The following is a 19,773-nucleotide window of genomic DNA, read 5'->3' as shown; positions in this document are numbered from 1 at the left end:
AGTGAAAAATGTATTTTTAAAATTCAAACTCGAAATAATGTTATTCAAAAATAGAAAATAACTTCCCTCTTCCTCGACTAAAAGTTCATTTTTTTGTCATTTTTCCAGAACAAATAAAAAAAACTGAAAGTCGATTAGACTCTCAGTTTTTTTATTTATTTTGCTGTATGTTTTCTAACGGCTGGTAAAATTTCAGTAGCAATTAATTCAATATTTTTCTCAATTTTATCAAATGGTACACCGCCAAAATCAATTTGTGCCATAAAGCGTTGTTGGCCAAATAATTCATATTGGTACAGCATTTTCTCAATGATTTGTTGTGGGCTACCAACCATTAAAGCATCACGGTAATCTATTGCATTTGTAAATTGCTGTTTCGGATACCCACCACCGCGCAGTGTAAGCATACCAGCATTAATGTGAGGGTAATATTCACTAAGTGCATCTTGTGAATTTTTTGCCGTATAAAATAAACTCGTTGTCGCAACTGGTAAACTAGCTGAATCAAATCCACTTTGTACAACCGCCTCGCGGTAAGCATCTACTGACACTTTAAAGTTAATTGCTGGACCACCAAGTGTTGTTATCATCATTGGTACACCCGCGCGTCCCGCTTTAATTGCACTAGCTGGTGGACCTCCAACCGCACGCCAAATTGGTAAGTTATTATTTTTCGCTCTCGGAATAACCGATGCATGTGCGAGCGGTGCTCTGAACTGTCCATTCCATGTTACATGTTCCTCGTTATTAATTTTTAATAAAAGATCCATCTTTTCTTCGAATAATTCTTCATAATCATTCACGTCATAACCAAGTAAACTATATCCCCCAATACGAGATCCACGACCAGCCACAATTTCTGCACGTCCATTAGAAATCAAGTCAATTGTAGCGAAATCCTCATATACTCGAACTGGGTCAGATGTACTTAATATCGTTGCTGAACTTGCAATTTTTATATTTTTCGTAGCTTGTGCAATAGCTCCTAAAATAACTGTATGAGCTTGTGTTGTAAAATGCGTTTGATGACTTTCACCGACAGCAAACACATCAAGCCCTGCCTCATCTGCTAACTTAGCTGTTTCAATTAGTTCGTGAATTCTTTTCTCTGGCGTAATTTTCTCCCCATTATGTGGATTTAAAACATGATCACCAATTGAATATAATCCAAACTCAATTCCTTTTCTTATATCTATACGGTATTTTTCCATAGTTACTCTCCCCTTTAATAAAGTAGTATTAGTTTTTTTCTAAAAACGTTGGTAAGTCAGGTATATCTCCGTATTACCTACGCCTTCACTTGATTAGTCAATTGATAGTGTAAAAAAAATTACTCTTGCGGTAATTCTTTTTTTTCACTATGCTTATGAACTTTCGTCATTAGCTCGTATAATATTTTCTGCTCTTCTTCATTTAATACATCATCAAAAAACGAAGATTGAAATGCAAGTTGCTCTGGCAATGCTTTCTCTAAGGCCGATTCCCCTTGCTCTGTAAGACTAATTGTTTTCGTTTTCCAATCTTGTTTTCGTACAATATATCCTTCTTTCTCAAGACGAGTTAACATTCGAGAAATACCACCTTGTGTAACAGTTACCTTTTCAGCTAACTCCATTTGTGTTAGTGGCTGATACGTACGTATTTGCAAAAGCACATCAAATTGAGCTGTCGTTAAATCAAAACGTTTTAAAAACTCATTTGACATTTGATTACTTTGGTTCGTAAATCGTATTAAACGTAACCATATTAATGATCCTATCGTATTATCACGCATGTTTTGTCACTTCCTAGCGTTCATCTTACTATCACTTTACTACGCAAGTGATAAAAAAGCAAGAAAAAATGTAATAAATATATCGATAGAGTATTGCATAAATAATGATAAGTAAGAATTCATATAAACATGAATTCTTACTTATCATTATTCTTAACTTTGCCTTTCATTCATTACTATATTTAAAGCTGCCATAGCTTTTGGCCAACCAACGTAAAAAGCCATATGTGTTATTAATGCAACCAATTCATTCTCCATAACCCCATTTTGTTTAGCTAGCTTCAGATGAAATTGTAATTGTTCTGTATTACCGAGACTGATTAGTGCTGACACAGTACACAAGCTTCTTTCTCTTAATGTTAAAGTGGCATCCCGCCACACTTCCTCAAATAATATCTTTTCACTATAATGAGCAAATGCAGGTGACATTTCTCTCATTTTCTTTTTAATATGTACTTCAATAAGTTCATTTTTTTCTCCCTTTATTTTCACCATTTGTGCTATTCCTTGACCAAATGACCAGTTTTCAGCAGCTGTCTCATTTAATGTAATAAAAATATCCGAAGTTTTAACATCGGAATATTCCGTAATTTTTAAGGATACCGATTGATACAAATCTTTTTTCTGTTGCACTGTTCTTCCCGGTCCACATGTAATAGAAACATAAATCATATTCTCTGTTCTCTTTTCTCCTCTTTCCAACAAATAATATGGATTATATAAAAATTTGTTTTCTTGGTAAGGTAAGAACATTTGAAAATAATCATTTTCAGGGATGTTAAAATGTTCAATTAATGAAAGATGGATACATTCACCCATTTTTTCCAACTCTTCTTCATTTAATATGTTTTCAGGATAATAAATCTTCACAAAAGGCATAGACTTTCATTCCTTTTCTTATTTTTAATATGCAACAAAATTTCATCGTGAAATGTGTAAAATCTCATATACTGTAACACCTTTATTCACTGCAATTTCAGGCTTCTCCTCATAAAAATTAAACCTACTATACCCCCATTTATCCGGATTATAAACGATTACATTCCCTAAACACTTTTCGTTGTTTTGTACATCTTCATTCATAGTGCTTAATTGAGTCCCAATCAGTGTTTTACTTTGAGAAATACTTCCTGCATATTCAACAACATATCTACTTTTCTTAAATCCATCACTTAGATTAACCACTAATGGAACACCTATATGTATTTGTTGCCATCCAAAAGATTGTAAAATGTTATCGTAATACCCTTCAAAGATAAATTTATTCATCCCTTCATGACCATTCCAAATATATAAAGGTGCATAGCAGTTATAAAAATTCCCGTCTTTCTCCGTTTCCGTAATTAAATAAGCTTTAAAATTTAGTGCTTGGAAACCATCAGTTTTATAACCATTATCCTTTACCCTTTTCTTAATAATTTCCATGTCATAATCCTTTGGCAAAATGACCTTATATTGCATTCCAATCATGTTTATCACTCGCTTTCAATCTTATATACATTATGATAAATCGATAAGTAGCTAACGTAAAATAGGTATAAATTATGTTTGGTATCATTTATAATGATAGTGCATAAGGGGCTGAGATATATGGAAATAAATGATCTTATTATATTCAAAACTGTAGCCAGTGAGGGTTCTATTAGTAAAGCTGCTAAAGAGTTAGGTTATGTTCAACCGAACGTAACTGAGCGAATCAAAAAATTAGAACAAGAATTAGAAACGCCTTTACTACATAGAGATAACAAAGGCGTTTCCTTATTACCTTCTGGTGACATTTTATTAGATTACACGAATCAAATATTAACTCTATTAGAAGAAGCGAAAGATAAAATTAAAACAAGTGGGTCTTCTTATATAATCGCGACGTCACAATCGATTTTGACTAATTATTTAAGTAAGCGTATTAAAGAAAATTTCATGAATTATCAAATATATGTAGAAAATAGTAGTCATTTGCCAAAATTACTGCAGCAACAAAAAGTTGATATGGTCATCACTTATGAGGATGATTCTGGTGCAGGTTTTAAAAAAGTATTTACTACTTCAATTTCTATAGGCTTACTAAAAGATCAAGAAAAATGTATCATTGACTATTCAAAGGAACTCTTCTTCGTTAGTAATGACAAAAAGTGTCCTTTTAGAAATAAGACGATACAATTTCTAAAAGAAAATAATTTATCTCAGCGTCAACTTCAACAATTAGATTCTTATTCGCTTATGGAAGAGTTTATTCAGGACGGAAAAGGGATAGCCTTTTTGCCGATTAAAAATGATAAATTGGTACCAATTGAAGATGTTCCAGTTGAGAAATTAGCTGTTCATTTTTTTACAAATCAAAACTCTTTCAAACAAATCCCTGATGAACTATTTGGTTAATAAAAAAATCCCTCCTTTATGAATCTAAAAGAGGGATTTTCATATTCTATACAATTGATTTTTCACACATTTTGCTCCACTTCTGCACTTTTCTCCTTCTTATTCCGTTTCATATTCTTCAGTCCCTTAACCGTCCCAACCAATCCTTTCGGAAAAACGAGTAGCACGATAATATACAATAAACCTAGAATAATCGTCCATCTTTCAAAAATCGGATATTCCGTCGCTAGTTCTGATAAATAATATTTTAGGGATTCAATAATCCCAGATCCAGCAATAGCTCCAATTAATGTTCCGACTCCTCCAATCATTGTCATCAAGAGTGCATTTAGTGTCATTTCAATTGAAAATACAGTCGTATTGACAAAGCGTAATGTAATAACAAATAAACCACCGCTAATTGCAGCTACTATTCCTGCCACTACACTTGCGATTATTTTATAATGGAGGACTTTATATCCAAGTGCTTCAACACGTTGTTCATTTTGTGAAATTGCCTTTAATACTTTCCCAATAGAAGACTTTGTAAAAAGACGTAATAGAATAAAAATGAAGCATAAACATACAAGTGATACATAATAAAAAGTAAAACGATCACGGAATATTTCTGGTACCCCAAATGTAAAACCATCTCCTCCGTGAGTGAGCCCACGCCATTTTTCAGCAAGGACGAAAAACAACTGTGAAATAGCAAGTGTTAACATTGCATAAAAATGACTTTTCAATCGTAAAGAAAGCAAACCAATTATATAACTAACGATTGCTGAAACGATAATTGCAGCTACTATTCCAATTAAAAAGTTCGTTATTGATACGCCTTGTCGATCAAATAAAAGCGCTACCCCATATGCTCCTATCCCAAAGAACATACAATGACCGAACGATACAATTCCTGTATACCCAAGCAATACATCAAAACTCATTGCAAAAATAGCAAAGATGAAGATTTGAGTGAACAAAATTAACAGGCTCCGTGAATCATTTACGAACGGAAATACACTTAAACAAATGAGCATACATACTCCGAAGTATACTTTAATTCGGTCCGATGTGTTGTTCACCATTTCACCCCTTTTCACCAACAAGTCCAGTTGGCTTCACTATTAAGAAAAATAGTAACATTAACATATTAATTGCAAGTGATAAATCTGGTATAAAATACGCTGTAAAAGCACCAGCTAATCCGACAATTAAAGAAGCAATAGCTGAACCTTGTACGCTTCCTAATCCACCGATAATTACTACTATAAAAGCTAAAATTGCATACTGCATGCCCATCTCGGCGAAAATAACGCCCGAATACGGTGCTAATAAGAATCCTCCCAAAGCTGCCATCCCTGCTCCTAATAAAAAGACGAAAGAAAATATCGCTTTTACATTAATACCAAGCGCTTGAACCATTTCTTTATCCATTACACCTGCACGGATCATAAGACCTATCTTCGTCTTTTTGAGTAATAGTAGTAGTGCGATGTAAATAATTATCCCAATCAAAATAACAAATAGACGATATTTAATTAATATAATACCTCCGAATGTAAAACTTCCTTGTAACCATAACGGTAATTTTGCACTAATAGGGTTTGGCCCCCAAAATATTTTAATACACTCACTAAGAACGAGCATTCCTCCAAGCGTAACGAGCAGCTGTCGAACATGATTTCCATATACCGGTCTAATAAGAAACCTTTCTAAAATAAATCCTAGGAACATTCCCATGGCTACTGCTCCAACTAAAGCTAATATATAACTTCCTGTCATATTAAATAACCAAACACCTGTAAATGCTCCCCATGCAAATAAACCACCGTGTGCAAAGTTTAAAACGCTCATTAGACCGAAAATAAGTGAAAGACCTGATGCTAACAAAAAAATGAGCATCCCTGTTGAAATCCCATTTACAAATAAATTGATTAACACATCCATCCTTTTCACCTCGGATTCATGTTAAGAGATTCCTAAATATTTATGACACATTTCCTTATCCTTTTTTAATTCATTCATAAAACCGTTATGAACAATTCGTCCGTTATCCATAATGTAAAAATAATCACCAATTTGACTAGCCATCATAAAATTTTGCTCAACAAGTAAAACTGTTGTTTTCTCTTTCATCTTCAAAATAGCTACCATTAATTTCTCCACCATTATCGGGGATAGCCCTTTGCTCGGCTCATCAATAAGTAATAATCCATCACTATTAATAAACGCTCTTGAAATAGCCAACATTTGCTTTTGCCCTCCGCTCAAGAGCCCACTTTTCTTATTCCAAAACTGCTTTAAATCCGGAAATAGTTCCAGCATCCACTCTATTTTCCCTTCTACTTCCTCACCTTTTCCCCTAGCAAGAGCGAATGTTTCTTCTACTGTCAAATCATGAAAAATACCTTGATTTTCTGGTACATACCCTATTCCTTTCCTTGAAATTAAATGTGTAGGTAATCCACTTACTTTTGCACTATCATAATAAATTTCACCATCTGCAATGCGGTGAAATCCCATAACTGAACGTAATGTCGTTGTTTTCCCTGCCCCGTTTCTACCAAACAGTACAGTAATCGTCCCTTTCTCAACAGCAAGAGATACTCCTTGCAAAATATGAAACTGATCTAAATACGTTTCTATATTATTCACTTGTAATAGTGCCACTATATAATCCCCCTAAATAAGCACTTTGTACACGCTCATCTTTCATAATTTCTTCTGGCAATCCTTCAGCCAATAACTCTCCATGAAATAAAACGATAAGATGATCTGACAAACCTAGTATCATATCCATTTTGTGTTCGATAAGTACAATTGTGCTCTCTGGATGTTTCTTAATATTTTCAATCACTTGTAATATAGCAGGGACTTCCTCAACCGAAATACCTGCCGTCGGCTCATCAAGTAATAACACATCCGTTTTTAAAGCCAATAACATCGCAAGTTCTAGCTTTCTTTTCTCTCCATGTGCCAAATCTTTCGCTAATATGTTCTCTTTCTCGTGAAGTAATACTGTTTTTAAGAAACGTCTCGCCTCTCCAACTTGTTGCTTTAATTTTGCTGAACTCGGGAAAAAACTATAGTAATCTTGTACGAATGATTGAACACTTAAACGGACATTTTCAAGTACCGTTAATTCTGGGAATATGTTTGTAAGCTGAAAAGAGCGACCGATTCCTAAGCGTGTTCGATCTGAAATCGATAGTTTTGTAATATCTTGCCCTTTAAAATACACTTCACCTGTTGTAGGTGAAATCTGTCCACTTAGTAAATTAAATAATGTTGTCTTCCCCGCACCATTTGGCCCGATAATAGAAATGAGCTTTCCTTTTTGGACAGTTAAATTTACATCTTTAATAACTTGATGTTCACCAAAAGATACACTAAGATTTTTCGTCTCTAGCAAATGTGTCACGAAATCCCTCCCTTTAAAGCCGTGAGTATGAAGGAAATATGTATAAAGAGGGTCCCCCCTCTTTATACAAAAACAACAGAAAATTCAGTCTATTTATTTTGAACTGGTGGTTCTGTTTCTTTCATCGTTAATTCTCGCTCTAACACTGGCACCGGATAATCAACACCATCTTGCTTTTTCAATGTGATAGAATACAGCGTCTGCATCGCTTGGTGGTCCTTCTCTCTAAACTTCATCTTTCCTTTCGGTGTATCAAATTCCATTCCTTCCATTTTCTTAATCAAGGTATCTACATCTGTATCACCTTTTGTTTTCTTTAAGGCTTCTACAATAGAAATTGCTGCTGACATTCCTCCCGCTGTAAACAAATCTGGCACTACACCATTAAAACGTTTTTTATGCTCTTCAACTAGCCAATCATTCACTTTATTTTTTGGAAGTGTGTGATAATATACAGAAAAACCTTGCATACCTACTAATGCATCCATTGTTTTTAATGCTGGTATATCTGGCGCACCTGTAGAAATTTTAATACCTTGCGCTTCCACATTCATATCTTTCAACTGTTTCCAAGGTGAATTTGCCCCTGCCCAAACGATAAATAAATAATCTGGTTTTGAACTAATGATATTTTGAATATTCGCTGTAAAATCTGTTGAATTTGTATCCGCGTATTGCTCATTCACAATGCTCGCACCTAATTTTTTCGCACCCGCTTTAAATGCAGCAATCCCTTCACGACCAAAAGCGTTATCTGGGGCAAATGTCGCAATCTTTACATCTTTTTTCGCAATTGCTGCTGCTCCTGCAATCGCATCTTGTGAGGAACTTCTTCCAGTTCTAAAAATATATTTATTCCAGTTCTTCCCGGTAATACTATCCGCAACTGCCGGTTCTACAACCATAATCTTTTCATATTCCCCGGCCAGTGGTAAAACCGCTAACGTATCACTTGAACTAGACGATCCAACTAAAAAATCAACTTTCTCTTCTTCTAATAACTTCGTAGCTTTTTTAACTGCTACATCCGCTTTCGTTTCTGTATCTTCTACAACAAACTTAATCTTTTTCCCATCTACTTTCCCAGTTCCACCAGTTGCATAATCTAACCCTAATTCAAATCCGTTCACTGTTTGTTTTCCATACGATTCTAGCGGTCCTGTTAAAGAAGCAAGGACTCCTACCTTAATCGTTTTTTCATCCTCTGTACTTGTTTTCTTTCCTGAACAAGCTGCCGTTATTAATAACGAACCTAAAACACAACCAGTAAACATTGTCTTTAGCCACTTTCGTTTTTTCATCGACATTGTGATCCTCCCCATACTTTACTTTCTGATAGAATCAAACACGCCAAAATCCCCTGTCCGTAATCATGACTAACTAATTCGATAGATAATGGAAAACTCTTGTAGTACCCTCTACATTCGGCACAAATATATAATCACCTTCCTATGTAATGGAAACGGACATACAATCAATATATATTCTGCAATCCAATTGAAAATACTGTTTCATTTCAGTAATGATCATACAAAAAGACTAACTTATTTTTTAAGTTAGTCTTTTCACCTTAATTAGAGTTAAGTTCTACTTTCTCTAACCCTTCAGCCAATTGTTTCTTATCTAGTCCTTCTCCTATTACTACTAAGTTTGTCGGGAAACCGAAGTCTTGTTCTAATAAAGTTGGTACTCCGAACGAATATTGGAATAGGTGAGGGTATTTATCTCCACGGAATTTCACAAAACCTTTCACTCGATAAATACTATCTGGTAAATTCGAAAGCCATTCATATAATTTGTCTTGATCAATCGGTTTCGTAAATTGATATGTCATCGTTTGTATATGTAAATGCTGTTTGACATGTAGTGTCTCATGTTCCTCATCATTTGGAAATTCTGCTTCTTCTATATCTTTTAAAGATATATTACAATACTTTGTCTCATACATTTTCGCATGATCATTTATTGCCTTTACTTCTTCAAATACTGTGTTCTTATCTTCATCTGTTAGTAAATCTGCTTTATTAACAAGAATGTGACTACCAAATTTAAGTTGCTCATGCAATAGCTGTTGTACATTTGCACTTAATATACTTCGGTTTAACCACCTTACTGCATCTAAAACGACTACAATTGATTTCACTTCCAGAAAAGGAGCTAAAATTGGCGAGACACACGCGTCTAACACTTCAATTGGATGCGCAACACCTGTCGTTTCTATATAAATTACATCTGGTCTTTCTTGTTGGTATAACGAATGTAATTGTATTTCAAGCTCTTCTTTTAATGTACAACAAATACATCCTTTAAGAAGTTCTCTTAAAACATTCTCTTTTCCAATAATATCTGTATCTACCGAGTATTCACCAATTTCATTCATTAATACTGCAACTTTTCTATTCTTCTTTTTCTCTGCTAACAATAAATTTTGTAATAATGTTGATTTTCCACTACCTAAAAAACCACCTAATATATGAATCTCCACTTTATTCATTCAACCGACCATCCATTTCTTTACTTCAAATGTATTCAAAGCGTAATAATTACGATTTATATTTATCATTTTATTAAAAGAATGACCATTTGTAAATATAAGAGATTCACTGTTCATTTACTTCATATGCAACTCTAACTCCAGACTCAATTGCCCCTTGCATCCATCCATGTGTTAATGTCGTATGCTCTCCTGCAAAGTGTACTTTTCCAGATGGTGGTGTAATATACGGAAATAACTCGAGCTCTTGGCCTGGTTCGAAAGCTGTAAATGCACCGCAAGAATACGGATTTTTACTCCAGCTAAAAGATGTTCCAGTGACAAACTCACTATAGACGATGTCACCGTATATTTCCGCTAAATTTTTTAATGCGTAACGAATACGATCTCTTTGCGGGAGACTATCCCATGTTAACGCCTCATCTGCCCACGTATAACTTGCTATAACGATAGCTGGTCCTGGAGTATGAATGCCATAACTCGGATAGTATGTAAAACGTATCGGTAAATCAGTAATAGATTTACCTCCACACTGTCCCGCTTTCTCCCAAAATCTACTTTTAAACTCTATTGCAATTTTAGTTGCAGCAATATAATTTAATTCACGAATTGCTCTTTTTTTAAAATAAGAGAATAAATAGTATGGCTGAACTTCTACAAACCTTAACGCTGAAAATGGAATTGTAATAATAGCAAAATCACTTGTTATTGTAAATTGCTCTAACGTTTGTTCATGATTTCCTTGTAACATTACTTTATTATCTTCTTGTATAATTTTATCAACCTTATACTGCATTAAAATATGTTCCCTTAATTGTGGTAAGAATGCATTCGATAACTTATCCATTCCACCAGTTATTTCATAATATTTCGTTGTTGAAGTAAAGAAAATCATTTCACGTAATACTTCAATTAAGGACATTCCCATATAAGCTTCCATATCAAGAAGTACCCCAATCATATCTATTGCACCATCTGAATAATACTCCATTAAAAATGAACCAAGCGAATACGTTTTATACTTTTTTTCAACGATAAGCCAGTTTTTATCAGGATCCTTCTTAATATAATTTAGTATTGGTTCTAATACCTCAATCATTAGCTCTTCTGCCGTTTTTCCTCTTTCTTTATCCAAAACCGGATATTCAAGTACACTTGGATCATTTTCAAACACATTCAATCTCGTTTGAATGTTATTCGTATAAATGATATCTGCAAAAGTTTTATTTATAAAAAGGTTTAAAGGTAGTTTAAATTTATGAATATACGCTAAGGTTAACTTATGGGTGTCAGGGATTCTCATCGGTCCCGCATTAAAATATAAACCCACACTAAATGGTTCCCGAATCGTATACACTCTGCCACCTATTCTGTTATTTGCTTCTATAATCGTTACTTCGTGCCCAGCCTCTTTTAATAAAGAACCTGCAACTAATCCAGAAATCCCTGCACCTGCAATCGTAATCCGTTTTGGGTTATTCTTTTTAACAAGCCCTGCATGAATAATATGAAGCATTTCTTCCATTGTTAATGGGTTCCCCATACCATTTCCCCTTTTACAAAGGATTTTACTGAATTATATTCGGTTCACTGAATTCCTATGTTTTGTTCGCAGATTTGCACGGATACATTTTCAAATACTTGAATATCTTTTATAAAATGTAATAAACTAGATATGACTCTATAGAAGTAAGACGTATTATCTTACATAACAAAACCAATGAAATTGCGAGGAATTTTGAAATGAAAAAAGGTATTAACCGTGTTGTATTAGTAGGAACAGGAGCAGTTGGATGTAGTTATGCTTACTGCATGATTAACCAAGCCGTAGCTGAAGAATTTGTTTTAGTCGATGTAAATGAAGCAAAAGCTGAAGGGGAAGCAATGGATTTAAGTCATGCTGTTCCATTCGCCCCAGCTCCAACTAGAGTATGGAAAGGCAGCTACGAAGATTGTAAAGATGCTGACCTTGTAGTTATTACAGCTGGATTACCACAAAAGCCAGGCGAAACACGTTTAGATTTAGTTGAGAAAAACGCCAAAATCTTTAAACAAATCGTTCGCAGTATTATGGATAGCGGATTTGATGGCATCTTCTTAATCGCAACAAACCCTGTAGATATTTTAACTTATGTAACTTGGAAAGAATCTGGTTTACCGAAAGAACGTGTAATCGGTTCTGGTACAACGCTTGATTCTGCTCGTTTCCGCTATATGTTAGGTGAGTACTTCGATATTGGTCCACACAACATTCACGCTTATATTATCGGAGAACACGGCGATACTGAACTTCCAGTTTGGAGCCATGTTTCCGTTGGTATCCAAAAACTACAAACACTGCTTGAAAAAGACAACACGTATAATCAAGAAGATTTAGACAAAATTTTCATAAACGTCCGTGATGCAGCTTACCATATTATTGAGCGTAAAGGCGCAACTTATTATGGTATCGGTATGTCACTTCTACGTGTTACAAAAGCAATTTTAAACGACGAAAATAGTGTATTAACTGTATCAGCTTACTTAGAAGGTCAATACGGTCAAAAAGATGTTTATATCGGGGTACCTGCTGTTTTAAATCGCGGCGGTGTTCGTGAAATTTTAGAGGTTGAATTAAGTGAAGATGAAGAATTAAAATTCGACCACTCTGTTCAAGTATTGAAAGAAACAATGGCTCCGGTTCTTTAATTAAGATAAAAAGCAATCCAATTTATTTTGGATTGCTTTTTATTTTCATTATCTCCTATGACTTTTTAGTGATTTTCTATCATTTCTTATTTTTTAGTCGCATCCTCATTATTTATATCAAGTACATCTAATAAAAAGATAAAGATTGGTATCCCGATAATAAGCCCCCATATTCCGAGGAAATGCTCTGAGAAGATAAGAATCATAAATGTGTAGAATATTGGTAAATTTGTTTTTGCAGACATAAACTTCGGATTTAAAAAATAACTTTCAAGAGCATGGATTACTGTTATGAATACGAGTATGTATACTACGTACATAACTCCGCCTACGTTGTAAGCAATGATACAAAGTGGAAACAAAGAAATAATCACACCTGCAACAGGAATCAACCCTAGTAAGAAAATCATAACAGCTAATACAAGTAGCTGTGGAAATCCTAAAACGATTAATGCAATGACAGTAAGAATACAATTTACAACGGCAATTAAAAACTGAGCCTCAATTACTTTGCCGAACGATCTTGCAAATCTTTCACCAAAATATGCAATTTCCTCATAAAAGATTTTTAACTTACTATCTTTAAACTTAGATGTAAATGTAATAATACGCTCTTTTTCTAATAAGAAAAATAAGCTTAAAATTAGAGATAATAATATTTGTAAACTTACCTTCCCTATATTTGCTATCGATTGATAGATGACATCTACACCTTGTTCTATATATTTTGATACTTCCATCCCATTAATTGTCGAAAGTGCATATTTAACGATTTCATTATCAGGTGGATTTTGAAAAAATAGTTTAAACTGATAAATTAATTGTGAAATTTGTATCGTCAGCACAGGTAAATATTTATATAACGTTGTGCCTATAAAGGAAACCAATATTATATATAAACATGCAATAACAATTTTCCGGTTTACTTTCAATTTTCTTGAAATAAAACGTTGAAATCGATCCATTAAAAACGTCAGTATAAACGTAATTAATATTAAATTAATCATACTTTTTAATGCGTATAATACAAGCGCTACTATTATTAAAACGAGAAACCGTTGAAACCCTCTACTTCGAAAAAAACTCTTTACTTCATTCATTAAGAATTAACCTCCCCCTTCAATGGATGGAAATTGAATATATTACATTTTATGAACTCCTATAGACAATCTTTCTTACTAATTGAGAAGAATCCTTTTTTTCTTTTCATATTGTTAGATTCCAGTTATTTTTCATATAATCTTTTATAAACTAGGTAATTTTCTATTTTTAGACTGCTGTTCATACGCATATCCAATATTGAAAAGCTCTTTTTCACCAAACTGTTTCCCTACAAACACTACACCGATTGGTTCTCCATTTTTATCATATCCAGCAGGAACCGCTAATTCCGGATAACCAGCTACAGCTGATAGAAGAACTTCATCGTTATTAATCATAACTAGAGCATCCAAACCTTTTTCTACTAAATACCTATCTAGCTCTTTTCTTGCATTTTCTTGACTCGTTTGCACTACGTTTTCAAACTCTTCTTTCGTTATAACAGATTTTTCAGACCCTTCAATTAATGTTTGTCCGTATTTTATTCGTCTTTTACTATCCTTTTTATTAAACGCTATAATCTCTTCTAACGATTTTACCGGTACATTCTTTTGCTGTGAAAGATAGTCGTTTACATTATGCTTGAACTCATATTCTAATGTTTGCAAATTATCTACACCCTCAGCACTTAACTGGATATTATCAGTTAATATCGCACCTGCATCTTGAAGGTCTTTTCTAATTTTTTCTGCTACTGCTTTTCTATTTTCATCTTGTTGGTCTACAGAAAAAAGAAGCCCTATCTTTTTCCCTTTTAATCCATCTATCGATAAATCCTTTGTATAATCAATTCTTTCTTTATCTTTCATTTTTTCTGTCATAACATCTTTTTCGTCATAACCTATCATTGCATTAAATAATGTTGCTGCATCTTTTACCGTTCTTGCCATAGGTCCTGCTGTATCAAGAGTTTCAGCTAACGGAATAATTCCTGTTCTACTTACCATACCTAAAGATGGACGTAACCCAACTACTGATTGCTGCGCCGCGGGTGCAACAATCGATCCCGTCGTTTCTGTTCCAATTGCAAGCGGTGCAAAATCTGCTGCAACTACTGTAGCAGATCCTGAACTTGATCCTGAAGTATCGAATGTAATCGGACCGTATGGGTTTAAATTTTGTCCTTTCTTCCCGCTATACCCACTTGGCATTGTAAAAGATAAATAGTTCGCCCACTCAGACATATTCGCTTTTCCTAAAACAAATGCTCCTTCTTCTTTCAACTGCTTCACAATTGTTGCGTCTTGATCTGCAATCCAATCTTTTAATACATAAGTTCCTGCACTAGTCGGCATCACTTTTTCCGTCTGTACATTATCTTTTACAACGACAGGAATACCATATAAATTCGAATTTTTGTTTCTACCCCGCTCTTGATCTAACTTTCTTGCTTCTTCCATCGCATTAGGATTTATCTCTGTAACAGAATTTAATGTTATTCCATTTTGATCATGTTCTTGTATTCTAAAGAGATAAATACTCGTTAATTCTTCATATGACAACTTTCCATCATCAATCATTTTTTGAAGCTCATCTACAGTCGCATTTACGACTTCTTTTTCTTTTATCTTTACATTTTCTATATTGATTCCTTTAAGCTGATTATGTATCGGTTGTAGCACTCTTTCTTTATCATATACAATACGCTCAGGTTCCTTTGGAAAATAATTTTTATACACGTAATATCCACCAGCACACGCTAATAAGACAATGCCTCCAGTGATAGACAGCGTTACCTTTACCCATTTCTTCATGTTGCTTCCTCCACTCTATAAGATGCTTAGCTATACAAAAAAGAGAGTTACCTTTTACTTAACTCTCTCCAATCAAAATGCTAAATGAAAAAATGAAAGATTTCAATCTAATTACTTCTTTTTTTGCATTTGCTTTGCTAACATTTCTTTCACTTGATTATACGTTAACCCTGAATTTTTATTTAAACGCTTTACTTCCTCAACATCAGTACCTACCACTGTATATTTTTTCTCATCATTCATTTTTCTAATTCCCTTCTCACCGTATTATTTCTTATATTTCTTCCCTAAATACGCATAAATTAACACCACTACAAAAAAGGAAGCTGTTTTTAAGCACAGCTTCCTTCTCGTTACATATTGTATTTCTTAATAAAATTTCACTACATCTTCAGTAGGTAAGAACGTTCTTTCTGCTGGTTGTTCGTTTGGTTCACCAAATGGCATTTGACCTACTAAGCTCCACTCTGCCGGAATGTTCCAAGTTTCTTTCACTTCAGCATCTACGATTGGGTTGTAATGTTGTAATGACGCTCCAATTCCTTCAGCAGATAATAGCATCCACACAGTATGTTGTAACATCGCATTTCCTTGATGAGACCAGAATGGGAACTGATCTTTATATAATGGCGCATTTTCTTGCATTTTTTCTACAGTTGCTTGATCTTCAAAGAATAGAACTGTTCCTACACCTGCATGGAAGCCTTTTAGTCTTTCTACAGTCGCTTCAAAGTTTTCTGCTGGTACGCGGGCTCTTAGTGTTTCTTTAACGATATCCCAAAACTTTTCATGCTCTCCATCCATTAATACAACCATACGACCACTTTGCATATTGAAAGATGTTGGTGCGTGTAAAGCTGTTTTTAACACTTCTTCAATTCTTTCTTTCGTAATTGCATCGTTTTTTGCTACTTTACGAATTGAACGGCGGTTCACGATTGCTTCTTTTAAGTTTGTTGTAGTTGCTGACATTTTAATTCCTCCAAATGTTTGTTTTATAATTTATTTTGTTATTTCATAACAAGCGAATTAGCAATATCCATCCGTATTACATTGCATACCTTCAAATGAATTTGTTTTATCCTTTTCAATTTCTTTATCAATGACCCTTTCTAGTGTTTCTTTACTAGCAAGCCCTTGAATGACTTCATCTCCAATCATGACAGTTGGAACAGCCATAATATTCGCTTCATCATATGCGTGTTGAATTGCTTCTTGATGCTTTTCTTTATATTTACGAGTTACTAAAGCATCTTTAAATTCCGCCTCAGGAAGTCCTACTTCTACCGCTAATTTTGTTAACACATCAATATCTTCAATGTTTTGCTCTTCTTGGAAAAATGCTGTGAATACGCGGTGATGATACTCATTACCTAGTCCACGTTCTTTCGCAAATTGACATCCTTCGAAAGCTAAATGTGTATATGGATGTGGTGAAACACGTGGCAAGCGCATATCAATTCCTAACTTCTTCGCTGTCGGAAGAATGAAAGCATCCCATGAACCTAATTTTTCTGGTTCATTCCATGGATCTATTTTTGAATATGGACTTGGACGTAATTCAAATGGCATCCATTCAATCTCTACATCTTTCTCTTTCGCTACCTCATCTAATGGACCTTTTGCTAAAAAACAAAACGGACATATAAAATCTGAGTATACTTTCATTTTTACAGTCATAACTTTTACACCTTACCTTTATCGTTGTAATCAAATCAGTTACATTAATGACAAAAAAATATAAATATGATTTAAGCATTCATTTTTTCTTGCAAAGTTTCAAACAACTGCCCCATTGTAATATTTCTCAAAACTTCTTCCATCGCGGATTGTGCTTGAATTAAAATGATTTCTAACACCGCTTGAATATTCGCCCCAATTGGACAATCTGGATTCGGTTTCTCGTGAATATGAAATAGCTTGTCTTCTTCGACTACGTTCACTGCATGATACACATCTAACAATGTGATTTCATATAAATCCTTTAGTAATCCCGCGCCACCCGGTCCACGATTTACGTAAACAAAGCCAGCTTGTTTCAAGTACGACATGATTTTACGAATGACTACTGGATTTGTATTAACACTCTCAGCCATATAGTCTGAAGTACAATGTGAAGATGGATTGTTTTTCAAAATAGATAAAATATGAACAGCTATGGAAAAGCGGCTACTAATTTTCATCGTAATCACCACCTCGATGTAATCATTATAGTTACAACTAAAAAATAAGTCAATCCTTTTCATAGATTTTTTATAAGTAAATTAAAAAGTGTCCCATTATGATATATGAGACACCTCTTTTTATTCTGCAAATAGCGATTGAAATTCTTCAATAAATAGCTGCACAGCGATTGAAGAATCCTTTAATGAAGGAACAGCTAAAGCAATTTCTCTCCATACTTGTGGTTCCAATTCTCTCGTTTGCACATTTTTTGGTAAATTCGTTAAAGATAATTCAGCTAATATTGCAATGCCCAATCCTTCTTGAATCATATTTAAAGCTGTAGTAACTGTCGAAATTACATATTCAGCCCGAAGTGGTACGTTTGCTTGTTTAAACATATCAATAATGGGTGGTTCGTATCCACCCTTACATAATATGATCGGTTCATTCTCTAAATCACAAATTGTAAGAGCGTCCTTCTTACAGAGAGGATGATCCTCTCTTAAGATAGCAACCATTTTCCCCTTCGTTAATGGAACAATCTCCATATCTTTATTAGGCAAAATAACAATCCCTATATCAATAACCCTCGATACTAACCAATCTTCAACTTCTTTAATCGTCCCTTCACAAAGAACTACTTCTAAGTTCGGATACTTTTCCTTAAAAAGGTTTATCATTTTGGGTAAGAAATGTGCAGAAGCGCTCGGAAAACTCCCAATTCGAATCGTCCCAACTTCGTGTCCTTTCTCCATCGCAACTTCTTGTTCAATCTTCGCTACACCGTTCAAAATCTCTCTAATATGTACAAGAATCCTATTTCCTACATCCGTAACGAGTAGCCCTTTTCGTTTATCACGTATAAGAATAGTAACTCCTAACTCTGACTCAATACTTGAAATCGCATGACTAACAGCTGGCTGCGTCATATTTAACACCCTGGCAGCCTTCGTAAAACTACCTAAATCAACAGTTTTTATTAATACTTGCAGTTGTGTAATGGTCATAACTAATCACTTATACTCCTCATAAAAAAGATTCATTTTATTTATTACAGTCGATATCATATCATAGTGAAATGAATAACAACAAGGAGGTCTTTCAGTGACACAGCTTTCTCGAACTAAGACGGCCATCATCCTTACCTTTCTCGTTTTCATGTGGGGAATCAATTGGCCTTTATCAAAGTTTGCCCTGCATTATACACCACCTGTTTTATTTGCAGGCGTTCGAACTTTAATTGGAGGATTCATTTTACTTCTGTTCGCATTACCGAAATACAAAGAGTTACATTTAAAAGAAACGTGGCATTTATACGTTATTTCTTCCTTACTTAACATCATTATATTTTACGGATTACAAACTGTCGGCCTTCAATATATGCCTGCTGGGTTATTTTCCGCCATTGTATTTCTACAACCAGTTTTACTCGGTATTTTCTCGTGGATATGGCTTGAAGAATCAATGTACGGCTTGAAAATTTTCGGGCTTGTTCTCGGATTTATTGGTGTAGGCGTTATTAGCTCAAGCAGTTTAACAGGACATATTTCTGTTATTGGAATCCTTCTCGCGTTAGGATGCGCTATTGGCTGGGCACTTGGCACAGTATTCATTAAGAAGACTGGTCACCGTGTTAATGCCATTTGGATGGTAACACTTCAGCTTATTATTGGTGGTCTTTGCTTAATTGGATTTGGTACAGAGTTTGAAAGCTGGTCTAGTATCGCTTGGAGTATGCCATTTGTTAGCGTACTTCTCTTTATTTCATTCTTTGTTATTGCAATGGGGTGGCTTGCATACTTCACACTTGTTGGAGCTGGTGAAGCAAGTAAAGTTGGGGCTTATACATTCCTCATTCCACTAATAGCTATTATTGTAAGTTCAATTTTCTTACATGAGGCTATTACCATTAGCTTATTCATCGGACTATTATTTATTGTTGTGAGTATTTGTTTTGTAAATATAAAACCGAAAACACTTGCTGTAAGGCAGCAAGTTGAATTGAAATAAACGTAAG

Annotated in this window: 21 protein-coding genes and 1 pseudogene; 3 read left to right on the top strand and 19 right to left on the bottom strand. The window is 34.4% G+C overall.

Annotation, left to right across the window (positions count from 1 at the left end; genetic code table 11):
* Nucleotides 1–155 precede the first annotated feature (155 nt).
* The 5 genes and pseudogenes from HFD78_RS15670 to HFD78_RS15655 all read right to left on the bottom strand — a co-directional run bounded on the left by HFD78_RS15670 (nucleotide 156) and on the right by HFD78_RS15655 (nucleotide 3,244).
* Nucleotides 156–1,211, bottom strand: coding sequence for an LLM class flavin-dependent oxidoreductase (locus HFD78_RS15670; protein WP_000417539.1), 1,056 nt, complete (start codon nucleotides 1,209–1,211; stop codon nucleotides 156–158).
* A gap of 119 nt (nucleotides 1,212–1,330) precedes the next feature.
* A complete protein-coding gene (locus tag HFD78_RS15665; protein ID WP_001205528.1) occupies nucleotides 1,331–1,774 on the bottom strand; it encodes a MarR family winged helix-turn-helix transcriptional regulator in 444 nt (147 codons plus the stop codon).
* A gap of 153 nt (nucleotides 1,775–1,927) precedes the next feature.
* On the bottom strand, nucleotides 1,928–2,212 hold the full coding sequence (locus HFD78_RS29500) for a carboxymuconolactone decarboxylase family protein (RefSeq protein ID WP_223272771.1): 285 nt from the start codon (nucleotides 2,210–2,212) through the stop codon (nucleotides 1,928–1,930).
* Nucleotides 2,213–2,239: 27 nt separating this feature from the next.
* A pseudogene (locus HFD78_RS29495) lies at nucleotides 2,240–2,653 on the bottom strand (tautomerase family protein); the annotation flags it as partial.
* A gap of 42 nt (nucleotides 2,654–2,695) precedes the next feature.
* Nucleotides 2,696–3,244 carry a DUF4865 family protein gene (locus tag HFD78_RS15655; RefSeq protein WP_000579894.1) on the bottom strand — a complete coding sequence of 183 codons (549 nt, stop codon included), beginning with the start codon at nucleotides 3,242–3,244 and terminating at the stop codon, nucleotides 2,696–2,698.
* A 120-nt stretch (nucleotides 3,245–3,364) separates the two neighbouring features.
* Here HFD78_RS15655 and HFD78_RS15650 point away from each other — a divergent pair, with 120 nt between their 5' ends.
* Entirely contained in the window at nucleotides 3,365–4,153 is a 789-nt protein-coding gene (locus HFD78_RS15650; RefSeq protein ID WP_000405005.1) for a LysR family transcriptional regulator, read from the top strand.
* Between the two features lie 62 nt (nucleotides 4,154–4,215).
* Here HFD78_RS15650 and HFD78_RS15645 read toward each other — a convergent pair whose 3' ends face one another.
* The 7 genes from HFD78_RS15645 to HFD78_RS15615 all read right to left on the bottom strand — a co-directional run bounded on the left by HFD78_RS15645 (nucleotide 4,216) and on the right by HFD78_RS15615 (nucleotide 11,590).
* A complete protein-coding gene (locus HFD78_RS15645; RefSeq protein ID WP_002102967.1) occupies nucleotides 4,216–5,169 on the bottom strand; it encodes a branched-chain amino acid ABC transporter permease in 954 nt (317 codons plus the stop codon).
* Between the two features lie 49 nt (nucleotides 5,170–5,218).
* Nucleotides 5,219–6,079, bottom strand: a complete 861-nt coding sequence (locus HFD78_RS15640) for a branched-chain amino acid ABC transporter permease (RefSeq protein WP_000382787.1) — start codon at nucleotides 6,077–6,079, stop codon at nucleotides 5,219–5,221.
* 21 nt (nucleotides 6,080–6,100) lie between these two features.
* Nucleotides 6,101–6,802: an ABC transporter ATP-binding protein gene (locus HFD78_RS15635; protein ID WP_001196696.1), complete on the bottom strand. Its 702-nt coding sequence runs from the start codon at nucleotides 6,800–6,802 to the stop codon at nucleotides 6,101–6,103.
* Complete coding sequence (locus HFD78_RS15630) at nucleotides 6,780–7,553, bottom strand: ABC transporter ATP-binding protein (RefSeq protein ID WP_000149337.1); 774 nt, start codon at nucleotides 7,551–7,553, stop codon at nucleotides 6,780–6,782. Before HFD78_RS15630 ends, HFD78_RS15635 begins: the two co-directional genes overlap by 23 nt.
* An 89-nt stretch (nucleotides 7,554–7,642) precedes the next feature.
* The gene (locus HFD78_RS15625; protein ID WP_000062003.1) at nucleotides 7,643–8,860 is read right to left on the bottom strand and encodes a substrate-binding domain-containing protein; all 1,218 of its coding nucleotides are present in this window, start codon (nucleotides 8,858–8,860) and stop codon (nucleotides 7,643–7,645) included.
* Nucleotides 8,861–9,123: 263 nt separating this feature from the next.
* On the bottom strand, nucleotides 9,124–10,047 hold the full coding sequence (locus tag HFD78_RS15620; RefSeq protein WP_001044941.1) for a CobW family GTP-binding protein: 924 nt from the start codon (nucleotides 10,045–10,047) through the stop codon (nucleotides 9,124–9,126).
* A 106-nt stretch (nucleotides 10,048–10,153) separates the two neighbouring features.
* Nucleotides 10,154–11,590, bottom strand: coding sequence for a flavin monoamine oxidase family protein (locus HFD78_RS15615; protein ID WP_000528025.1), 1,437 nt, complete (start codon nucleotides 11,588–11,590; stop codon nucleotides 10,154–10,156).
* A gap of 200 nt (nucleotides 11,591–11,790) precedes the next feature.
* On the opposite strand from HFD78_RS15615, the gene HFD78_RS15610 reads away from it, so the two are divergent.
* Nucleotides 11,791–12,735 (top strand): L-lactate dehydrogenase, encoded by a 945-nt coding sequence (locus tag HFD78_RS15610; protein WP_000715321.1) that lies wholly within the window; start codon nucleotides 11,791–11,793, stop codon nucleotides 12,733–12,735.
* A gap of 86 nt (nucleotides 12,736–12,821) precedes the next feature.
* Here HFD78_RS15610 and HFD78_RS15605 read toward each other — a convergent pair whose 3' ends face one another.
* The 7 genes from HFD78_RS15605 to HFD78_RS15580 all read right to left on the bottom strand — a co-directional run bounded on the left by HFD78_RS15605 (nucleotide 12,822) and on the right by HFD78_RS15580 (nucleotide 18,763).
* Entirely contained in the window at nucleotides 12,822–13,835 is a 1,014-nt protein-coding gene (locus HFD78_RS15605) for an AI-2E family transporter (protein ID WP_001006597.1), read from the bottom strand.
* Between the two features lie 144 nt (nucleotides 13,836–13,979).
* Complete coding sequence (locus HFD78_RS15600; RefSeq protein ID WP_000759469.1) at nucleotides 13,980–15,590, bottom strand: amidase family protein; 1,611 nt, start codon at nucleotides 15,588–15,590, stop codon at nucleotides 13,980–13,982.
* Between the two features lie 111 nt (nucleotides 15,591–15,701).
* Complete coding sequence (locus HFD78_RS29815) at nucleotides 15,702–15,833, bottom strand: hypothetical protein (RefSeq protein WP_000997344.1); 132 nt, start codon at nucleotides 15,831–15,833, stop codon at nucleotides 15,702–15,704.
* 126 nt (nucleotides 15,834–15,959) lie between these two features.
* On the bottom strand, nucleotides 15,960–16,562 hold the full coding sequence (locus HFD78_RS15595) for a nitroreductase family protein (RefSeq protein ID WP_001277011.1): 603 nt from the start codon (nucleotides 16,560–16,562) through the stop codon (nucleotides 15,960–15,962).
* Between the two features lie 57 nt (nucleotides 16,563–16,619).
* Nucleotides 16,620–17,270 carry a DsbA family oxidoreductase gene (locus HFD78_RS15590; protein ID WP_000216673.1) on the bottom strand — a complete coding sequence of 217 codons (651 nt, stop codon included), beginning with the start codon at nucleotides 17,268–17,270 and terminating at the stop codon, nucleotides 16,620–16,622.
* Nucleotides 17,271–17,341: 71 nt separating this feature from the next.
* Nucleotides 17,342–17,773, bottom strand: a complete 432-nt coding sequence (locus HFD78_RS15585) for an Rrf2 family transcriptional regulator (RefSeq protein WP_000704063.1) — start codon at nucleotides 17,771–17,773, stop codon at nucleotides 17,342–17,344.
* Between the two features lie 120 nt (nucleotides 17,774–17,893).
* A complete protein-coding gene (locus tag HFD78_RS15580) occupies nucleotides 17,894–18,763 on the bottom strand; it encodes a LysR family transcriptional regulator (protein WP_000156749.1) in 870 nt (289 codons plus the stop codon).
* A gap of 97 nt (nucleotides 18,764–18,860) precedes the next feature.
* On the opposite strand from HFD78_RS15580, the gene HFD78_RS15575 reads away from it, so the two are divergent.
* On the top strand, nucleotides 18,861–19,766 hold the full coding sequence (locus HFD78_RS15575; RefSeq protein ID WP_000192815.1) for a DMT family transporter: 906 nt from the start codon (nucleotides 18,861–18,863) through the stop codon (nucleotides 19,764–19,766).
* The last annotated feature ends 7 nt before the right edge of the window (nucleotides 19,767–19,773 follow it).

Source organism: Bacillus sp. EKM501B, assembly GCF_011800505.1.
GTDB lineage: Bacteria > Bacillota > Bacilli > Bacillales > Bacillaceae_G > Bacillus_A > Bacillus_A cereus.
This window is presented reverse-complemented; position numbering and strand designations above follow the sequence as displayed.

Bases quoted from the DNA above. Each gene is read 5' to 3' on its own strand.
- HFD78_RS15580 (WP_000156749.1), bottom strand. From the start codon at position 18,763: ATGACCATTACACAACTGCAAGTATTAATAAAAACTGTTGATTTAGGT.
- HFD78_RS15645 (WP_002102967.1), bottom strand. From the start codon at position 5,169: ATGCTCATTTGTTTAAGTGTATTTCCGTTCGTAAATGATTCACGGAGC.
- HFD78_RS15590 (WP_000216673.1), bottom strand. From the start codon at position 17,270: ATGACTGTAAAAATGAAAGTATACTCAGATTTTATATGTCCGTTTTGT.
- HFD78_RS15600 (WP_000759469.1), bottom strand. From the start codon at position 15,590: ATGAAGAAATGGGTAAAGGTAACGCTGTCTATCACTGGAGGCATTGTC.
- HFD78_RS15610 (WP_000715321.1), top strand. From the start codon at position 11,791: ATGAAAAAAGGTATTAACCGTGTTGTATTAGTAGGAACAGGAGCAGTT.
- HFD78_RS15620 (WP_001044941.1), bottom strand. From the start codon at position 10,047: ATGAATAAAGTGGAGATTCATATATTAGGTGGTTTTTTAGGTAGTGGA.
- HFD78_RS15585 (WP_000704063.1), bottom strand. From the start codon at position 17,773: ATGAAAATTAGTAGCCGCTTTTCCATAGCTGTTCATATTTTATCTATT.
- HFD78_RS15655 (WP_000579894.1), bottom strand. From the start codon at position 3,244: ATGATTGGAATGCAATATAAGGTCATTTTGCCAAAGGATTATGACATG.
- HFD78_RS15615 (WP_000528025.1), bottom strand. From the start codon at position 11,590: ATGGGGAACCCATTAACAATGGAAGAAATGCTTCATATTATTCATGCA.
- HFD78_RS29815 (WP_000997344.1), bottom strand. From the start codon at position 15,833: ATGAATGATGAGAAAAAATATACAGTGGTAGGTACTGATGTTGAGGAA.
- HFD78_RS15595 (WP_001277011.1), bottom strand. From the start codon at position 16,562: ATGTCAGCAACTACAACAAACTTAAAAGAAGCAATCGTGAACCGCCGT.
- HFD78_RS15650 (WP_000405005.1), top strand. From the start codon at position 3,365: ATGGAAATAAATGATCTTATTATATTCAAAACTGTAGCCAGTGAGGGT.
- HFD78_RS15625 (WP_000062003.1), bottom strand. From the start codon at position 8,860: ATGTCGATGAAAAAACGAAAGTGGCTAAAGACAATGTTTACTGGTTGT.
- HFD78_RS29500 (WP_223272771.1), bottom strand. From the start codon at position 2,212: ATGAGAGAAATGTCACCTGCATTTGCTCATTATAGTGAAAAGATATTA.
- HFD78_RS15640 (WP_000382787.1), bottom strand. From the start codon at position 6,079: ATGGATGTGTTAATCAATTTATTTGTAAATGGGATTTCAACAGGGATG.
- HFD78_RS15665 (WP_001205528.1), bottom strand. From the start codon at position 1,774: ATGCGTGATAATACGATAGGATCATTAATATGGTTACGTTTAATACGA.
- HFD78_RS15605 (WP_001006597.1), bottom strand. From the start codon at position 13,835: ATGAATGAAGTAAAGAGTTTTTTTCGAAGTAGAGGGTTTCAACGGTTT.
- HFD78_RS15670 (WP_000417539.1), bottom strand. From the start codon at position 1,211: ATGGAAAAATACCGTATAGATATAAGAAAAGGAATTGAGTTTGGATTA.